The sequence below is a fragment of the Streptomyces sp. NBC_01077 genome (genome assembly GCF_045162855.1).
Taxonomy (GTDB): Bacteria; Actinomycetota; Actinomycetes; order Streptomycetales; family Streptomycetaceae; genus Streptomyces.
The window spans coordinates 7,352,186-7,368,241 of record NZ_CP108669.1 but is presented as its reverse complement, the minus strand read 5'-3'; the positions used below and the strand labels follow the sequence as shown (position 1 = coordinate 7,368,241).

Here is a 16,056-nt window from a genome sequence, read left to right as displayed (position 1 = left end):
CTGCCGTCGTTCGCTGGATGCACGACATCGGGTGCGTGTTCCCTTCTTGTTGCTGCGGTACGAGTCGTTGCTGCGGTATGTGTCGCCGCTGCGGTACGCGTCGCGACTGCGGTACGCGTCGCTGCTGCGGGTACGTGTCGTTGCTGTAGGTGTGTGCCGGCGGATCAGCTGCCTCGCGCGCCGGTCACGGGGTGTCAGACAGGCCCCAGGGCTCCCGAGGCGCGGCTCAGGGCGCTCGCCGCGGGCGGGAACTGCAGGCCGCTGTGGCCGGCTCCCGCGTTGACGTCCCGCCAGAACCGCTGGAGCGGCTCGGTGTCGGTCTGGCCCCTGCTGCCCGAGGACCGCAGCAGCCGGTCGACGGCGCCGGCGAGCAGCTCGGCCGCCAGGGCGCAGTCGCGTCCGTTGCGGGCCGTCAGGAGCGCGTCGACGGGGCTCTGGTCCAGGACCTCCGCGACCCTGTCGAGGAGCAGGGCGGCCGCGTCGACCTCGCCGTCGGAGCGGGCGAGGGTGAGCTCGTACGGAGTCCGGTCCGCGCCGCCGGTGATGGCGGCGGCCGGCGCCCGGAGCTTGTCGCGCGCCAGGCCGGACCACTGGCGCAGGGCGCCGCGGGCCGCGCCGAGCAGGGGTGCCGTCAGGGTCAGGCCGTTGGCTGCCTTCATGGGGACCCGGTGGCAGGGGGCGAGGGCGTCGGGTGCCCGGCCGGCGAGGAGGTCGGCGAGGGCGACGGAGCGCGCGTCGGGCACGGCCACGCCGTCCAGGACGAGGGTGTTGCTGCCGGTGGCGCGCAGCCCGACGTTGAACCAGGAGTCCCCGAGGCCGTACGCGGCGCGGGGGACCGCGAAGAAGCGCGGCTCCTGGTGCTCGCCGTCGGTCGCGCGGGCGCAGACCAGGGCCCAGGCGGAGGAGTCGACCCCGCTGACGTACGGCCACTGGCCGCTGACGCGCCAGCCGCCGGGGACGCGCACGGCGGTGCCGGCGGCGGCGAGCGCTCCGACGATCGGGATGTCGGGCCCGTCCTGCCAGAGTTCCGCCTGGCCGTCCGGCGGCAGGTGGGCGGCGAGCCGGCCGACGCTCGCGGCGAGCGAGGCGTACCAGGCCGCCGAGGTGCAGTTCTCGCCGATCACGGCGACGGCGGGCAGCAGCGCGCGGAACGTGCCGGCCGAGCCGCCCCAGCGGGCGGGGACGAAGTGGCGGGCGAATCCGGCGGCCAGGATCGGGGCGACGACCTCCGTCGGAAGTCTCCGGTCGGACTCGGCGGCCGTCGCGTGCTTGGCGGCCGTCTCGGCGGCCTCGTGTACGGCGTCCGGGGACAGTGAGGGCGGCTGGGTGGCGGGCATGGCGCTCCCTGAGGTGCTGGTTGCGGGCGTCCGGTCAGTAGTTGCCGAGGCCGCCGCAGACGTTGAGGGCCTGGGCGGTGACCGCGGCGGCTCCGTCGCCGATGAGGTACTCGACCATCGCGGCGACCTCGGAGGGTTCGACGTACCGGCCGATCGGAACGCGCGCGGTGACCCGCTCGAACGCCTCCTCCTCCGTGGTCCCCCAGATCCCGGCGTAGTGCGTGCGGACCTTCTCCGCCATGGGGGTCTCGACGAAGCCGGGGCAGACGGCGTTGACGGTGATGCCGGTCTTGGCCAGCTCCAGGCCCCAGGCCTTCGTCAGGCCGACGACGCCGTGCTTGGAGGCCGAGTAGGGGGCGCCGTGCAGGACGCCCTGCTTGCCGCCGGTCGAGGCGATGTTGACGATGCGGCCGCGCTTCTTCCCCTGCATGCCGCCGACGGTGAGGACCGCCTTCGTCATCCGGAAGACGCTGTTGAGGTTGGTGTTGACGACGTCGAGCCAGAGCTCGTCGGTGACGTCGGCGGTGATGCCGCCGCCGCTGCGGCCGGCGTTGTTGACCAGGATGTCGATGGGGCCGTAGCGGGCGACGGCGGCCGTCACGAACGCCGTGACCTGCTCGGGGTCGGCCACGTCGCAGGTGCTGCCGTCGGCGTCGTATCCGCGGTCCTGGAGCTGCTTGACGGCCTCGGCGAGCCGGTCCGCCGACCGTGCGCAGAGATAGACCCGGTGGCCGGTCTCGGCCAGGCGGGCGGCGATCTCCCAACCGATGCCGCTGGTCGCGCCGGTGACCACGGCCACACGGCCGTTCGCCTGAGTCATGGGTCCTCCAAGAGGTGTGCTGTACGGGCGGTGTGCGGGGGCCGAAACGTGCGGGTCCCGACTCGGCCGACGTTCGCTCCGGGGTCTCGAAGGCCGTTCGAAGTGCGCTCGAAGCGCCCGCCGGCGGAGGAGCGGGCGCGGGCGAATCGGAACTTCGAGTTCCGATCGACCGGACGCCGAGGACCGTTCGAGCGGGCCGACGATGCTTTCGTCTCGCCGGCACCACCGGCCTCCCTGCTCTCCGTCGTGGAGCAGGGGCCCACGTACCGCAGCGAGAGAGGCCACACGCACCATGAAGAAGAAGAGCACGGCGGGGATCGCCGCCGCCCTGACCATCTCGGCGGCCACCGCCCTGCTGGGCGCCACGTCCCCGGCGAGCGCCACCGCCCCGGGCACGAGCACCTCGTCGACCGTCGGCTACGTGTGCCAGAGCCGCTTCGACGGCGCGTGGTTCCCGATCAACGGGTACGCCCGGAACTTCACGACCACGGCCCCGGCACAGGTCTCCTCCAACGCCGTGTTCAACGTGTCGTTCGACCCCGCGCCCATCCTGGCGCTCGGCGAGTACAACAAGGAGCTCACCGACATCGAGGTCGCCTACAAGGTCTCGCCCGGGGCCAAGGTCCTCGGCTACAAGCTGGTCGGGGGCAGCAACCTCGGCACGGCCGCCTTCCATGTCGAGCGTCGCGGCGCCGAGTTCGTCGTCACCTCGCCCGACAGCATCCCGGGCGGCGTCGAGTTCGACCTGCCCACCCTCGTGGTCGCGCTGCGCGCGCCCGCCCAGGGCGCCGTCACGACCGCCCCCGGCGGTTCGAGCTTCGAGAACCGTTCCTTCGGGTGGAACCGTCTGCACCCGGCGAACAACCAGTGGGACCCGTTCCAGTGCTACGCCGACCCGGCCACCCCCGTCGTGTTCAGCACGACGAACGTCGGCTGACCCCTCCTCGACGCCCGCCGGGGGCGGTCACGGGATCTCCCGTGACCGCCCCCGGCGGCGTCACGCCCGGTGCCGGGCGGCCAGCCGCTCCAGGGCCCCGACGACCTCCGCAGGACCGGGGAGCGCGGCGATCTCCGCCGCGATCTCACCGGCCCCCTTCCGGTGTCCGGGCTCTTCGAGGAGTTCCCGGCACGCCCGCAGCACCGCCTCGGGCGTCGCGTCCTCGGGGAAGAGGACCTGCGCCGCTCCCTGCTCGGCCGTGCGGCGCATGGTCGAGGCGAAGATGTCCCAGCGGGGAAGCAGCAGTTGGGCCGCTCCGGCGCCGAGCGCCGTCATCCCGGTGACTCCCCCGCCGTGGTGGACGACGAGATCGCAGGTCGGGGCGACGACGTCCAGCGGCATCCAGCCGATCCGCACCCGGCCGACGGTCTGCCGCAGCCGGGACGTGGCCTCCTCCGGTGCCGCGACCAGGATCTCCGCGTCGAAGGCGGCGAGGTCCGCGACCAGCCGGCCGAGGAAGTCCCGGTTGGCCTCGGTCTCACGGCTGCCGGAGGTCACGCACACCCGGGGCCGCTCGCCCCGGGTGTACATCCACGGTTCGAGCGGCTCCTGACGGTTGTACGGGATCCAGCGCATCGACTGGGCCGGGTCGGCGTCCGGGGGCCGCAGGCTCGGCGGACAGACGTCGATGCGGAGGTCCGGCGCGGGAAGCCCGTCGAGCCCCGACGCGTCGAGCTCGGGACGGAGTTCCTCGGCGGCGTACGGGTCGACCCCCCGGGTGTCGTACAGGTCCCAGGCCTGGCGGACGTACGGGATCCCCAGCTGGGCCGCGAGCAGCGGGGCCGCGTACGACATGCTGCCGCCGACGACGAGTTCGGGACGCCAGTGCGCGGCGAGTTCCCGAAGGCCGTCCAGGCTCTCGGCGGCCAGCCGGCCGAACCAGCCGCCGTGGTGGCGGCGTTCGGGCTCGACGCCGCGGGGCATCCGGGGCACCGGCTCGCCGGACCGGTCCGTGACGATCAGGCTCTCCCACGTGCGCGGGGTGACGGCCGCGCCGGGCAGACCGATCCCGGTGATGTGCGGGACGAGCTCCTCCGTCCCGGCCATGATCACCTGGTGTCCCGCCTGGCGTGCGGCGACGGCCAGGGAGGCGAGTCCGAAGACGGTCGCCGGGCTGGGGCCGGCGACGAAGAGGATCCTCATGCCGTCCCTCCGGCGGCCGCGGCGCCCCGGCCCGTGAGAAGCACGATCCGCCCCAACTGGCCCCGGCTCTCCACGATCTCGTGCGCCTTGCCCACGTCCTCCAGGGGCAGCGTCATGTGCACGCTCTGCCGGACGGTGCCGGCGAGCAGGTGGGCGGTGAGCGTGTCGTGGTCGGCGCGGTACTGCTCCGGCCGCTCGCTCCGCCACGCGGACAGGGCGAACCCGGTGAGGAACCGCATCCCGATGAGCTCCATGGGCGAGACGGAGGGAATGCCGAGACCGCCGCCGGCCGACCCGTAGAACACGAGCCTGCCGAACGGGGCGAGGAGACCCACGCCCTGCCGGAGCACCTCGCCGCCGACGCTGTCGAGGATCACGTCGACGCCGCGCCCGCCGGTGGCTTCGCGTACCGCGTCCGGCCAGTCCGTACGGCTGTAGTCGACGGCGACGTCCGCGCCGAGGGAGCGGGCGTAGGCGCATTTCTCGGGCGTGCCGGCGGTGGCGATCACCGTCCCCGCCCCGGCGAGCCGGGCCAGTTGGACCGCGAGGTGCCCGATGCCGCCCGACGCCGCGTGCACCAGGACTCTCTCCCCGGCGGCGAGGGACGCCGTGCCCATCGTGCCCATGGCGATGGGCCCGGGTGCGGGCAGCGCCGTCGCCTGGACCGCGTCGAGAGCGGCGGGCACCGGGAGCACGGTGTCCGCGTCGACGGCGACGTACTCGGCGTAGGCGCCGTGCAGGGTGAAGGCGCCGACCCGGTCGCCGGTCGCGATCCCGGTCACGCCGGACCCCACGGCGACGACCTCGCCGACGACATCGCCGCCGAGCGTGACGGGGAACTCGGGGCGCCACATGGGGGCGGGAAAGATGTTCCGTCGCATCTGGGTCTGGGCGAAGCCCACGGAGATCGCCTCGGCCGCGATCAGCACCTGGCCGGGCCCCGGTTCCGGTATCGGCACCTCTTCGGTACGCAGCACCTCGGGGCCGCCGTACTCATGGATTCGGACAGCGCGCATGGCATTCCTCCAGGGGGTCGGAGAAGGTCGGGGGAAGGGGCGGGGGCTGCTCACGCTTCCGGGACGTGGTCGTGCTCGACCCGGCGGGAGCGGGTGAGGAGCCGGCCGTCCTCCTCCACCAGCACGTCCCGGACCAGGCAGCTCGGGGCGATCTCGGGGACGCGCTCGCCCACCCGGGTCAGCAGCGCGAGCACGTAGAAGGTGGCGTGGATCGTGCCGTCGGGCTGCTCCTGGACGTTCAGCATGTTGAACCAGTGGCGGCGCTGGACGGGTTCGCCGGCGAAACGCTCCTGGTGGAACGCCACCAGCTCCTTGGCGATGCCGGCCCGGGTGCGGGCGGCCGGCCGGCCGGGCGAGTGCCGGAACTCGCCGTCCTCGGTGAACGTGTCGGCGTAGTCGTCGAACCGGCCGCTGTCGAGCGCCTGCATCTGCGCCGCGTGGAACTGCTGCACACGGCTGTACAGCTCCTCGGGAACTCGGGTGGTGGACATGGATCTCCTCTCGTCAGGCCGCGCGACCGGAGCGCGCGACCGGGTTGAGTACCTCGTGGTGAAGGCGTTGCACGTCGGGGGACGGCTCGATGCCCAGCTCGTCGTCGAGGGACCGCCACAGGTCCCGGTAGACCTTGAGGGCCTCGGCCCGCCGGCCGCAGTTGCTGAGCGACTCGATGAGCTGGGCGTGGAACCACTCGTTGAGCGGGTACTGCTGGATGAGCGCGCACAGTTCGGGAATGAGGTCACGCTCGTTCCCCAGCTGCTTGAGCGCCTCGATGCGCCGCTCCACGGCGCGGACCCGCAGCTCCTCCAGGTACATCGTGTAGCCGTTGAGGACACGGCCGGTGGAGATGTTGGCCAGGGCGGGGCCGGTCCACATGTCCAGGGCGTCGCCCAGGGTGCGGGCGGCCAGTTCGAGGTGGCCCTTGTCGGCGGCCCGGCGCCCGGACTTCACGAGCTCCTCGAACTCCCGGGTGTCCAGGCCGTGTCCGGACGGGTCGATGAGGTAGCCGGGACTGCGGGTGACCAGGATTCGTTCCTCCGCCGCGGCGAGGCCCTCGCCGACCAGGATCTTGCGCAGGTGGTAGACGTACGTCTGCAGCGTGGTCAGGGCGCTGCGCGGGGGGTTCTCGGCCCAGAGTTCCTGGATGAAGGCGTCGACCGGCACGATCTCCTTGGGTCGGGTGAGCAGCAGGGCGAGTACCTGGCTGGCCTTCGGCGTGGGCGGGATGCAGGACCGGCCGTCCTCCGTGGTGATCTCGAAGGGGCCGAGGAGATGGAATTTCACTGGATGACCTTCATGGGATGACCTCGGACGTCTCGTTTCCGGTCGGTTCCGGACCGGCGGATGGGGTGTCACTGATCTCTGGGCGGGGGTCTTCGTCTCTCTGGGCCAGGGGCTCTTCGTCTCTCTGGGCCGGGGGCTTCGTCGAGCGCGCGTCGAGGTTCCGTCGAGCACGGCGGCCCAGCATGTGCCCCGTGCGACAGCGCACACGGGACACGAGAACGGGAGAACGAAGACGATGAGCGGATCCGGCCGGCCTACCGTGGCGGTGATCGGCGCGGGGACGATCGGCCTCGGGTGGATCACCCTGTTCCTCGGACACGGACTCGACGTGCGGGTGAACAGCCGCCGTCCCGAAGCGCGGAGCGTCGTCCTGGGAGGTCTGCGGACGTTCGCGCCGACCCTGCCCGGCGGAGCCGGCCTGGACCCCGAGGAGCTTCTCGAACGGGTCACCTTCGAGCCCGACGTGGCGCGCGCGGTCGCGGACGCGGACGTCGTGCAGGAGAACGCACCCGAGGACCTGCTCCTGAAGCAGGAGCTGTTCCGCCTCGTCGGCGAGGAGGCCCCGGAGCGCGCCCTGCTGCTGTCGTCGACGTCGACCCTGCTGCCCGACGCGATGGGCGAGCGGATGAAGGACCCCGGCCGGCTGGTCGTCGGCCACCCCTTCAACTCCCCCCACATCGTGCCGCTGGTGGAGGTGGTCGGTGGTGAGCGGACCGACCCGGAGGCGGTGGAGGAGGCCGTCGCCTTCTACCGTTCGGTGGGCCGGACGCCCGTCGTGCTGCGGCGGCCGATCGCCCGGTTCGTCGCGAACCGGCTGCAGTCCGCGCTGCTCCAGGAGAGCATCCATCTCGTCCGTGAGGGCGTGGTGTCGATGGAGGAGCTGGACACGGTCGTCACCCGGTCCATCGGACTGCGGTGGGCCACGATCGGCCCGTTCCACTCCTTCCATCTCGGAGGTGGGGAGGGCGGCCTGCGGAAGTGGCTCGGCCACCTCGGCGTCGGCCTGGAGAAGAGCTGGGCCGAACTGGGGTCTCCCCGGATGACCGAGGAGACGATCGACGCGCTCGGTTCGGAGGCCGAACGCCTCTTCGGCGGCAAGGACTACGGCCGCCTGTGCCTGGAGCGCGATGTCCGGCACCGCGCAGTGCTCGACGCGCTGGCGGCGGTCGAGACGGACGAGCCGGTCAAGGCGGTCGAGGCGGACGGAGGCTCCTCGTGAGCGTGCGGGCGGACATCAGGGCCGTACGGGACACGGACACCTTCAAGGACGCGCTGTCCCTGCTCGCCTCGCCGCTCACGCTCGTGACGACGGCGGACGGGGAAGGGCGCCGGTGGGGGCTCACGGCGAGTTCGGTCACCTCCGCCTCCCTCTCCCCGCCGCTCGTCATGGTCGGCATCGCCCACACCTCCAGCTGCGCCGCGGCCTTCGCCACCGCGTCCGCGTTCGTCGTCAACGTGCTCGGCGAGCAGCACCAGGAGCTCGCCCGCCGGTTCGCCACCCGGGGCATCGACCGGTTCGCCGGTCAGGCCCTCGCCACCTGGCCCGGCTCCGGGCTGCCCTTCGTCCCCGACGCGCACGCGGCGTTCCGCTGCGAGGTCGCGGACCGGCTGCGGGTCGGTGACCACGAGATGCTGGTCGGCCGGCCGACCGAGGTGCTCCTCGACGGGGGCACCCGGCCGCTGCTCTGGCACGGCCGGGCCTTCCGTACGACGACGAGCTGACGACGGGCACGGGCACGCGTGCGGGTACGCGTGCGGGTACGCGTACGGGTACGCGTGCGGGTGCGCGTGCGGGTACGCGTGCGGGTACGCGTGCGGGTACGCGTGCGGGTACGCGTACGGGTACGCGTACGAGTGCGGGTACAAGTACGGGTGCGGGTGCGGCTACACCCGTACGGCCTTGGTCACCGGTGCGAGGTCCGCGGCGGCCGCCGGCCCGTAGGCGTCCTCGATGCGGGCGAGCAGCCGCTCCCCGTCGAGGGTGTACGCCTGCGACCCCACGGACTCCAGGGCGGTGGTGGCCAGGGCGGCGCCGAGCCGGGCCGCCCGCTCCGTGTCGTCCGTCCCGGCCACCGCGGCGAGGAAGCCGGCCCGGAAGGCGTCCCCGGCTCCGGTGGGCTCCACGGTTCCGTCGGCGGGGACGGCCGGCACGTCGAGGGCGGGCCGGCCGGCCGCCAGGATCCGGACGCCGTCGGCGCCCCGGGTGATCACCCAGGTGCCGACCCGCTCCAGGACCTGCGCCTCGGTCCATCCGGTCCGCTCCTGGACCAGCTGGGCCTCGTACGCGTTGGTGAAGAGATGCCTCGGCCCGCGCAGGAGGAGCCGGACCTGGTCCCCGTCGAGTCGCGCCAGCTGCTGGGAGGGGTCGGCGCAGAACGGCACGCCGAGCGCCGCCGCCTCCCTGGTGTGCCGCAGCATCGCCTCGGGATCGTTCGGCGAGACGAGGACCAGGTCCAGGCCCCCGGCCCGGTCGAGGACCGGGGCCAGGGCGATGTCCCGGGCCTCGCTCATCGCACCGGCGTAGAAGGTGCCGATCTGGTTCTGCTCCGCGTCGGTGGTGCAGATGAACCGGGCCGTGTGGCGGGCCTCGCTGATGTGTACGGAGCCGGTGTCGACGCCCTGTGCCGCGAGGAGCTCCCCGTACTCGGCGAAGTCCCGGCCGACGGCCCCCACGAGCAGCGGGGCGAGTCCGAGGGCGCCGAGGCCGTAGGCGATGTTCGCCGCCACGCCGCCGCGGCGCACCTCCAGTTCGTCGGCGAGGAAGGAGAGCGAGACCGTGTCCAGCCGGCCTTCGATGAGCTGGTCCCGGAACCGGCCGGGAAACGTCAGCAAATGGTCGGTGGCGATGGAGCCTGTCACCGCGATACGCACATCCACTCCAGTTCTGTTCGGGGTGAGAGCCCCGCTCTGTACGAGGTGAGAGCCCCGCTCGGTTCGGCGTGAGAGCGCCGCTCCGTACGGGGTGGGGGCCCGGCCGCCTTCAAGCGGCGGCGGCACGGCCGCTGACGTCCGCCCAGTAGGCGGCGAGCGACTCCTCGAGACCGCGGCTCGGCTTCCAGCCGAGCACCTCGCGGGCAGCGGCGAGGTCCGTCCGGATCCAGTCCCGCTCGGGCCCGGCGCCCGGCTCCTGCGGTCGTTCGACGATGCGGGCGGGTACGCCGCTCACCCTCACCAGGAGGTCCACGAGCCGCCGTACGGGGACGGCCTCGCCGCGCCCGATGTCGACGGCCCGGCCGCTGGCGGACGAGAGCGCCGCCGCGAGCACGGCCGCCGACACGTCCCGTACGTCGACGTAGTCGCGGTGGGCCCGCAGCGGTGCGAGTTCCACGGTGACCGGCTCGCCGCCGGCGGCACCCGCCACGAGCCGCTCGGCGACCCGGCCGAGCAGGCTGACGTCGGGGGTGCCGATGCCGGAGACGTTGGCGACGCGCAGGACGAGGGCGCGCACGGAGCCGTCCGCCGCCGCCTCCAGGACGGCGCGGGAGGCGGCGAGCTTCGCCCTTCCGTACGGGGTCGTCGGCTCGGGTGCCGGGTCGGGTCGGGGGGCTCCGTCGGGCGGCAGCGGGCCGTATTCGAGTACGGAGCCGAGGTGGACCAGCCGGGGCGGCTGCGGCAGGGCCCCGAGCGCGTCGAGGAGCCGCAGGGTGGGGACGGTGCAGATGCGATCCATGGCGGCGTCGTCCCGGCTCCAGATGCTCCCGGTGGCGTTGACGACCACGTCGGGGCGCTCGTCCGCCAGGACGCGGGCGAGCTCCTCCGGTGTCGTCTCCGCCAGGTCGAGCGGGAGGAACCGCGCCGCGACGGGCCGGGCGGGCACGGTCCGGGCAACCGCCAGGACGTCCCAGCCGGCGGCCCGGAAGTCGGCGCAGACGGTCCGCCCCACGAAACCCGTGCCGCCGAGCACCACGACGCGCCGGGCCTGTCCGGACCCGTTCTGTCCGCGCCGGTCCCGTCCGGGCCGGGCGTCGGCGGGCGGCCCGGCCGTCACTTGCGTACCCCGACGAGGAAACCGCGGGCCGACACGGGGCTGGCGACCCGCTCGAAGGCGAAGCCCGCCGCGGTGAACGCGGCCTCGTAGCGATCGCTGCCGAAGAGCCGGCACACATGGTCCTCGGCGAAGTGCCGTACGCCGTGGTCGCGGTGGGCCACGGTGTAGTGGACGCGCATGAGGGAGGCGTCGCCGGCGGGTGTGGCGAGCGACGCGTGCGAGACGCGGGCCACATGGGTCCCGTCGACCTCGATCACATCGGCGGAGACGTGTCCGGGCGTGAAGGTGTCCGGGGCCCACCACGGTTCGACGACCAGGACGCCGCCGGGGTTCAGATGGCGGGCGAAGGAGCGCAGGGTGGCGTCGAGTTCGTCGGCCGAGTCGACGTACCCGATGGAGCCGAACAGGCAGACGGCGGCGTCGAAGCGGCGGCCCAGGTCGAAGTCGCGCATGTCCCCGAGAGTGAGCGGGACGCCGGGCAGCCGGTCGCGGGCGAGTTCGAGCATCGGCCCGGAGATCTCCACGCCCTCGACGTGGTCGTACCGTTCGGCGAAGCGGGCGAGGTGGGCGCCGGTACCGCAGGCGATGTCGAGGAGGGAGCCGGCGCCGGGCATGCGGTCGTCGACGAGGGCGGCGACCGCGGCGGCCTCGCCCTCGAAGTCCTTGCCCCGGGCGCTGTGCAGGAGGTCGTAGAGCTCGGCGGAGTCGTTTCCGTACATGTTCGTCCTCGGTGCAGTCGGTGACGGTCGGTGGGAGGGAGCGGGTACGGGCGGAGCCAGGGGCGGCACAGGAGTGGCGCCGCTAAAGTGTCGGAACGTCAGAACCCCTGCACCGCACCTGTGTTGATGCAGGCGAGCAGAGTGCGGGCCTGGACGTTCACGTAGCGCGCGTGCCGGGCGAGGGCGCCGAGCTGGCCCGGGGTGATCCAGAGGTAGCCCTCGGGCGGTTCCGGTGGGGACCCGGGGTCGGCCTCGACGACGAGGTAGCGGCTCTCGGCGTTGAGGAACCGCCCGCCCTCCTCGGAGTGGACCGCCTCGTAACGGGTGCGCCCGGGCCCGGCGGTGAGGACCTCGTCGAGGAACGGCGGCCGGTCGGCGGGGTCGAGGTGGGCGTAGTTCTCCGGGACGTACTGGACGGTGGGCGCCAGCTCCAGGACGTCGAGCAGGCCCGCCTCCACCCGCGCGTGCACCAGGAGGTGGGGGACGTCGCCGATACGGCGGGTGAGGAACGCGGTCACGCCCTGCCCGGTCGGTTCGACGAGCGGCTGCGTCCAGCCGGTGACCTCCCGGTTGCCCGCCTCGACGGCCACCGCCACCACGCGGAAGTAGCGCCCGTCCGGCCGCTCGATCGCGGTGGGCGTACGGTGCCAGCCCCGCACCCCGGCGAGCGGAAGCCCTTCCACCCGGACCTCGTGACGGGCTCGCTGGGCGGTGATCCAGGAGAGCAGTTCGAGGTCCGTGTGGAGCGCGCGGGCGAGGTGGTCCTCGGCGGCCGGGGTCGGCAGCCCCGCGAGGACCGTGCGGGAGTCCATGTTGACCAGGTTGTCGAGGCGGAGCAGGCGCCCGATCTGACCGAGGGTGAGCCAGCGGAAGTCCTCGTGGGGCGGCACGTCGTCGTCGGTCTCGACGAGGACGTTCCGGTTGGCCTTGCGGAGGAACCAGGAGCCGTGCTCGGACTGGAGGACGTCGGCGAGCACCCTCCCCCTGCGCGGGTCGGCGAAGTACTCCAGGTACCGCACGTCCGCGCCCTTGTGCACCTTGGTGTAGTTGCTGCGGGTGGCCTGGACCGTCGGGGACAGCTGGAGCAGGTTCCGGTTGCCCGGCTCCATCTTCGCCTGCATCAGGAAGTGCAGGACTCCGTCGAACTCCTTGGCCAGGATGCCGAGGATGCCGACCTCGGGCTGGTGGATGATGGGTTGCTCCCAGTGCGGAACGGGTCCCCCGGCGACCGTGACGCCGACGCCCTCGACCGAGAAGAACCGGCCGCTGTGGTGGGCGAGGTTTCCGGAGCCCGGCACGAACGACCAGCCGTCGAGCTCGGCGAAGGGAATGCGGTCGACCTGGAACCGGTGCGCCCGCAGGCACTGCGCCAGCCAGTCGACGACCTCGTCCGTACGCAGATGGGCGCCGTCCGGCGCGGCGGCGGAGCGGGCGAGGCGCCGGGGCAGGCCGGACTCGCCACGGCGGCGCAGTGCTGCCGCGGGGGCGGTCAAGGGCTCCGCACGGCCGGTCACGGTCCCGTCTCCGGGCCGGACGCCTGCCGCTCCCGGTGTTTCACCGGCTTCCACCACTGCGGGTTCTCGCGGTACCAGGCGACCGTGCGCTCCAGCCCCTGCTCGAAGGGGACGAGGGGCTCGTAGCCGAGCTGTTCGCGGATCTTGCTGTCGTCCAGGGCGTAGCGCAGGTCGTGGCCCTTGCGGTCGGCCACCCGCCGGATCATGGACTCGTCGGCCCCGCACAGCTCCAGGAGCCGGCGGGTGAGGTCCAGGTTGGTGATCTCGTTGCCGCCGCCGACGTTGTAGATCTCGCCGGCGCCGCCGTGGGCGAGGACGAGCTGGACCGCCCGGCAGTGGTCGTCGACGTGCAGCCATTCGCGGATGTTGCGGCCGTCTCCGTAGAGCGGCAGGGGTACGCCTTCGAGAAGGTTGGTGACGAACAGCGGGACGAGCTTCTCGGGGTGCTGGTGGGGGCCGTAGTTGTTCGAGCAGCGGGTGATGGAGACGCCGAGGCGGTGGGTGCGCCAGTAGGAGCGGGCCACCAGGTCGGCGCCCGCCTTCGAGGCCGCGTAGGGGGAGTTGGGCAGCAGCGGCCGGCTCTCCGTCCAGGAGCCCGAGTCGATCGATCCGTACACCTCGTCGGTGGAGACGTGGACGACCCGCTCGATGCCGGTCTCCACACAGGCGTCGAGCACCGTCTGGGTGCCGCCCACGTTCGTGCGGACGAACTCGGCCGCGGACTCCACCGAGCGGTCGACGTGCGACTCGGCGGCGAAGTGGACCAGGGCGTCATGGCCCGGGAACACGTCGAGGAGGAGGGGGAGATCGCAGACGTCGCCGTGGACGAAGTCCAGGCGGGGGTGGTCGGCCGGGAGGTTCTCCCGGTTGCCGGCGTAACTGAGTTTGTCGACGACGGTGACCCGCGCGTCCTCGTAGCCGGGGTAGCCGCCGGCCAGCATGGTGCGCACGTAGTGGGAGCCGATGAAACCGGCGCCGCCGGTGACGAGCAGCCTCATGCCGCCACCTCGATATGGGTGTGGTCGCCGATCACCAGGCGGTGCCCGTCGCCCTCGGCGCCGCCGACGACGGCGTTGCGGCCGATCAGGGAGCCGCGCAGCCCGGTCACGCCGCTGATGGAGGCCCCGTCCATCACGATGGAGTCGGTGAGGGTCGTGTCGCGCAGGAGGCAGTCGCGGCCGATCGAGGTGTGCGGTCCGACCGTGCTGTTCTCGATCACCGTGCCGGCGCCGATGACGGCCGGTCCGGTGACGGTGGAGCGGATCAGGCGGGCGCCGGGCTCGATCACGACGCGGCCCGTGACCTCGCTCTCCGCGTCGATCTCGCCGTCCACCCGGGCGGTCTGCTCGCCGAGCAACGCCCGGTTGCAGGCGAGGACTTCCTCGGCCCGCCCGGTGTCCTTCCAGTAGCCGTCGTACTCGCTGGCCGTGACGCGCGCGCCGTGGGTGACGAGCCACTGGACCGCGTCGGTGATCTCCAGCTCGCCGCGGGCGCCGGGTTCGATGGCGGCGACGGCGCGGTGGATGGCGGCGGTGAAGAAGTACACGCCGATGAGGGCCAGGTCGCTCCTGGGCTGTTCGGGCTTCTCCACGAGGCGCAGCACGCTGCCGTCGGGGGCGAGTTCGGCCACCCCGAACGCCCGGGGGTCGCGCACCTTGTGGACGACGACCTGGGCGTCGGGCCGGTGGGCGGTGAAGTCGGCGGCGATGTCGGCGATGCCGCCGGGGAGCATGTTGTCGCCGAGGTACATCACGAAGTCGTCGTCGCCGAGGAAGGGCCGGGCGAGGGCGACGCAGTGCGCGAGCCCGAGCGGCTTCTCCTGGGGGATCAGGGTGATGCGCAGTCCCAGCCGGGAGCCGTCGCCGATCACCGCGGAGATCTCGTCGGCCCAGTCGCCGACGATGACGCCGACCTCGGTGACGCCCACCGCGCGGACGTTCTCCAGGACGTGTTCGAGGACGGGCTTGTTGGCGATGGGGATGAGCTGTTTGGGCATCGAGTAGCTGAAGGGGCGCAGGCGGGTGCCCGCTCCACCGGACAACACCAGGGCCTTCATGACCGGAACCCCTCGGTGAGGACCTCCCGCAGGGCGGAGATCACCTTGTCCTGCACGTCCTCGGAGAGCGAGGGGTACATCGGGAGGGAGAAGATCTCGCCGGCCAGCCGCTCGGTCACGGGCAGCGAGCCCTTGCCGTAGCCGAGGTGCCGGAAGCCGCTCATCGTGTGCACCGGCCAGGGGTAGCTGATGTTGAGCGAGATGCCGTAGCCCTTGAGCCGCTCGATGATCTCGTCGCGGTGCGGGTGGCGGACGACGTAGACGTAGTAGACGTGGTCGTTGCCGTCGGTGGTGGCGGGCAGCTGGAGGCCGCCCGGTCCGACGAGGTCCGCGAGACCCTCCTCGTAGCGCCGGGCGATCGCCCGGCGTCCCTCGACGTAGTTGTCGAGGCGGCGGAGCTTGCGCCGGAGGATCTCGGCCTGCACCTCGTCGAGGCGGGAGTTGTGGCCGGGGGTCTGGACGACGTAGTAGGTCTCGGCCATGCCGTAGTAGCGCAGGCGGCGCAGGGCGGCGTCGACCTCCGGGTCGTCGGTGACGACCGCGCCGCCGTCGCCGTACGCGCCGAGGACCTTGGTCGGGTAGAAGGAGAAGGCCGCGGCGTCCCCCATCGTGCCGGCCGTCCGGCCGTGGTGGCGGGCGCCGTGCGACTGGGCGCAGTCCTCCAGGATCTTCAGGCCGTGCTGTTCGGCGAGGCGCTGGAGCGGGGCCATGTCCACGCACTGGCCGTAGAGGTGGACGGGCAGCAGGGCCTTGGTCCGGGGCGTGATGGCCGCCGCCACCTGGTCGGTGTCCATGAGGAAGTCCTCTTCGCGGACGTCCACGAAGACGGGGGTGGCTCCGGTGCCGTCGATGGCGACGACGGTGGGCGCGGCGGTGTTGGAGACGGTGACGACCTCGTCGCCGGGGCCGACTCCGAGGGCCTGGAGGCCGAGCTTCACGGCGTTGGTGCCGTTGTCGACGCCGGTGCAGTGCGCGAGCCCGTGGTAGGCGGCGAACTCGTTCTCGAAGCCCTCGACGGATGCACCGAGGACCAGGCGGCCGGAGCGGAAGACGGTGTCCACCGCGTCGATGAGGTCGTCGCGTTCGTTCTCGTACTCCGGGAGGTAGTCCCAGACGTAGGTGGTCATGGCGTTCCTTCTAGGAGTGCTGATGAGGGGTGCTGACGAGGGGTGCTGATACGGAAGG

The 16,056-nt window shown here is 72.7% G+C and carries 16 protein-coding genes; 3 read left to right on the top strand and 13 right to left on the bottom strand.

The window, feature by feature from the left end:
- Nucleotides 1-194 precede the first annotated feature (194 nt).
- Together OG462_RS33355 and fabG are read right to left on the bottom strand one after the other, a co-directional pair.
- Nucleotides 195-1,337, bottom strand: coding sequence for a hydrolase (locus OG462_RS33355; RefSeq protein ID WP_406063407.1), 1,143 nt, complete (start codon nt 1,335-1,337; stop codon nt 195-197).
- A gap of 34 nt (nt 1,338-1,371) precedes the next feature.
- A complete protein-coding gene (gene fabG, locus OG462_RS33350) occupies nt 1,372-2,157 on the bottom strand; it encodes a 3-oxoacyl-ACP reductase FabG (protein ID WP_406063406.1) in 786 nt (261 codons plus the stop codon).
- Nucleotides 2,158-2,449: 292 nt separating this feature from the next.
- On the opposite strand from fabG, the gene OG462_RS33345 reads away from it, so the two are divergent.
- Entirely contained in the window at nt 2,450-3,094 is a 645-nt protein-coding gene (locus OG462_RS33345) for a hypothetical protein (RefSeq protein WP_406063404.1), read from the top strand.
- Between the two features lie 60 nt (nt 3,095-3,154).
- Here OG462_RS33345 and OG462_RS33340 read toward each other — a convergent pair whose 3' ends face one another.
- From OG462_RS33340 to OG462_RS33325, 4 genes are read right to left on the bottom strand one after another with little or no spacing between them, the layout of a single operon-like run.
- A complete protein-coding gene (locus OG462_RS33340; RefSeq protein WP_406063402.1) occupies nt 3,155-4,297 on the bottom strand; it encodes a nucleotide disphospho-sugar-binding domain-containing protein in 1,143 nt (380 codons plus the stop codon).
- Nucleotides 4,294-5,313 (bottom strand): zinc-binding alcohol dehydrogenase family protein, encoded by a 1,020-nt coding sequence (locus tag OG462_RS33335; protein ID WP_406063400.1) that lies wholly within the window; start codon nt 5,311-5,313, stop codon nt 4,294-4,296. The genes OG462_RS33340 and OG462_RS33335 overlap by 4 nt, the downstream gene beginning before the upstream one ends.
- A 50-nt stretch (nt 5,314-5,363) precedes the next feature.
- Nucleotides 5,364-5,804 carry a nuclear transport factor 2 family protein gene (locus OG462_RS33330; protein ID WP_406063398.1) on the bottom strand — a complete coding sequence of 147 codons (441 nt, stop codon included), beginning with the start codon at nt 5,802-5,804 and terminating at the stop codon, nt 5,364-5,366.
- A 13-nt stretch (nt 5,805-5,817) separates the two neighbouring features.
- Nucleotides 5,818-6,594 (bottom strand): BTAD domain-containing putative transcriptional regulator, encoded by a 777-nt coding sequence (locus OG462_RS33325; protein ID WP_406063396.1) that lies wholly within the window; start codon nt 6,592-6,594, stop codon nt 5,818-5,820.
- A 235-nt stretch (nt 6,595-6,829) separates the two neighbouring features.
- On the opposite strand from OG462_RS33325, the gene OG462_RS33320 reads away from it, so the two are divergent.
- A complete protein-coding gene (locus OG462_RS33320; RefSeq protein WP_406063394.1) occupies nt 6,830-7,813 on the top strand; it encodes a 3-hydroxyacyl-CoA dehydrogenase NAD-binding domain-containing protein in 984 nt (327 codons plus the stop codon).
- Nucleotides 7,810-8,316 carry a flavin reductase family protein gene (locus OG462_RS33315; protein ID WP_406063392.1) on the top strand — a complete coding sequence of 169 codons (507 nt, stop codon included), beginning with the start codon at nt 7,810-7,812 and terminating at the stop codon, nt 8,314-8,316. Before OG462_RS33320 ends, OG462_RS33315 begins: the two co-directional genes overlap by 4 nt.
- A gap of 162 nt (nt 8,317-8,478) precedes the next feature.
- On the opposite strand, the gene OG462_RS33310 is transcribed toward OG462_RS33315, so the two are convergent.
- The 7 genes from OG462_RS33310 to OG462_RS33280 form a co-directional block, all read right to left on the bottom strand.
- Nucleotides 8,479-9,465, bottom strand: coding sequence for a carbohydrate kinase family protein (locus OG462_RS33310; protein ID WP_406066819.1), 987 nt, complete (start codon nt 9,463-9,465; stop codon nt 8,479-8,481).
- 109 nt (nt 9,466-9,574) lie between these two features.
- On the bottom strand, nt 9,575-10,582 hold the full coding sequence (locus tag OG462_RS33305; protein WP_406063390.1) for an NAD-dependent epimerase/dehydratase family protein: 1,008 nt from the start codon (nt 10,580-10,582) through the stop codon (nt 9,575-9,577).
- Entirely contained in the window at nt 10,579-11,301 is a 723-nt protein-coding gene (locus OG462_RS33300) for a class I SAM-dependent methyltransferase (protein WP_406063388.1), read from the bottom strand. The genes OG462_RS33305 and OG462_RS33300 overlap by 4 nt, the downstream gene beginning before the upstream one ends.
- Before the next feature lie 98 nt (nt 11,302-11,399).
- A complete protein-coding gene (locus tag OG462_RS33295; RefSeq protein ID WP_406063386.1) occupies nt 11,400-12,815 on the bottom strand; it encodes an NDP-hexose 2,3-dehydratase family protein in 1,416 nt (471 codons plus the stop codon).
- Nucleotides 12,812-13,813, bottom strand: a complete 1,002-nt coding sequence (gene rfbB, locus OG462_RS33290; RefSeq protein WP_406063384.1) for a dTDP-glucose 4,6-dehydratase — start codon at nt 13,811-13,813, stop codon at nt 12,812-12,814. Before rfbB ends, OG462_RS33295 begins: the two co-directional genes overlap by 4 nt.
- The gene (locus OG462_RS33285; RefSeq protein WP_406063382.1) at nt 13,810-14,871 is read right to left on the bottom strand and encodes a glucose-1-phosphate thymidylyltransferase; all 1,062 of its coding nucleotides are present in this window, start codon (nt 14,869-14,871) and stop codon (nt 13,810-13,812) included. The genes rfbB and OG462_RS33285 overlap by 4 nt, the downstream gene beginning before the upstream one ends.
- Nucleotides 14,868-15,998: a DegT/DnrJ/EryC1/StrS family aminotransferase gene (locus tag OG462_RS33280; protein WP_406063380.1), complete on the bottom strand. Its 1,131-nt coding sequence runs from the start codon at nt 15,996-15,998 to the stop codon at nt 14,868-14,870. Before OG462_RS33280 ends, OG462_RS33285 begins: the two co-directional genes overlap by 4 nt.
- Nucleotides 15,999-16,056 lie beyond the last annotated feature (58 nt).

Excerpts from the sequence above, each read along its gene's own strand:
- OG462_RS33300 (WP_406063388.1), bottom strand. The coding sequence starts at position 11,301 with ATGTACGGAAACGACTCCGCCGAGCTCTACGACCTCCTGCACAGCGCC.
- OG462_RS33335 (WP_406063400.1), bottom strand. The coding sequence starts at position 5,313 with ATGCGCGCTGTCCGAATCCATGAGTACGGCGGCCCCGAGGTGCTGCGT.
- OG462_RS33285 (WP_406063382.1), bottom strand. The coding sequence starts at position 14,871 with ATGAAGGCCCTGGTGTTGTCCGGTGGAGCGGGCACCCGCCTGCGCCCC.
- fabG (WP_406063406.1), bottom strand. The coding sequence starts at position 2,157 with ATGACTCAGGCGAACGGCCGTGTGGCCGTGGTCACCGGCGCGACCAGC.
- OG462_RS33355 (WP_406063407.1), bottom strand. The coding sequence starts at position 1,337 with ATGCCCGCCACCCAGCCGCCCTCACTGTCCCCGGACGCCGTACACGAG.
- OG462_RS33345 (WP_406063404.1), top strand. The coding sequence starts at position 2,450 with ATGAAGAAGAAGAGCACGGCGGGGATCGCCGCCGCCCTGACCATCTCG.
- OG462_RS33280 (WP_406063380.1), bottom strand. The coding sequence starts at position 15,998 with ATGACCACCTACGTCTGGGACTACCTCCCGGAGTACGAGAACGAACGC.
- OG462_RS33340 (WP_406063402.1), bottom strand. The coding sequence starts at position 4,297 with ATGAGGATCCTCTTCGTCGCCGGCCCCAGCCCGGCGACCGTCTTCGGA.
- rfbB (WP_406063384.1), bottom strand. The coding sequence starts at position 13,813 with ATGAGGCTGCTCGTCACCGGCGGCGCCGGTTTCATCGGCTCCCACTAC.
- OG462_RS33330 (WP_406063398.1), bottom strand. The coding sequence starts at position 5,804 with ATGTCCACCACCCGAGTTCCCGAGGAGCTGTACAGCCGTGTGCAGCAG.
- OG462_RS33320 (WP_406063394.1), top strand. The coding sequence starts at position 6,830 with ATGAGCGGATCCGGCCGGCCTACCGTGGCGGTGATCGGCGCGGGGACG.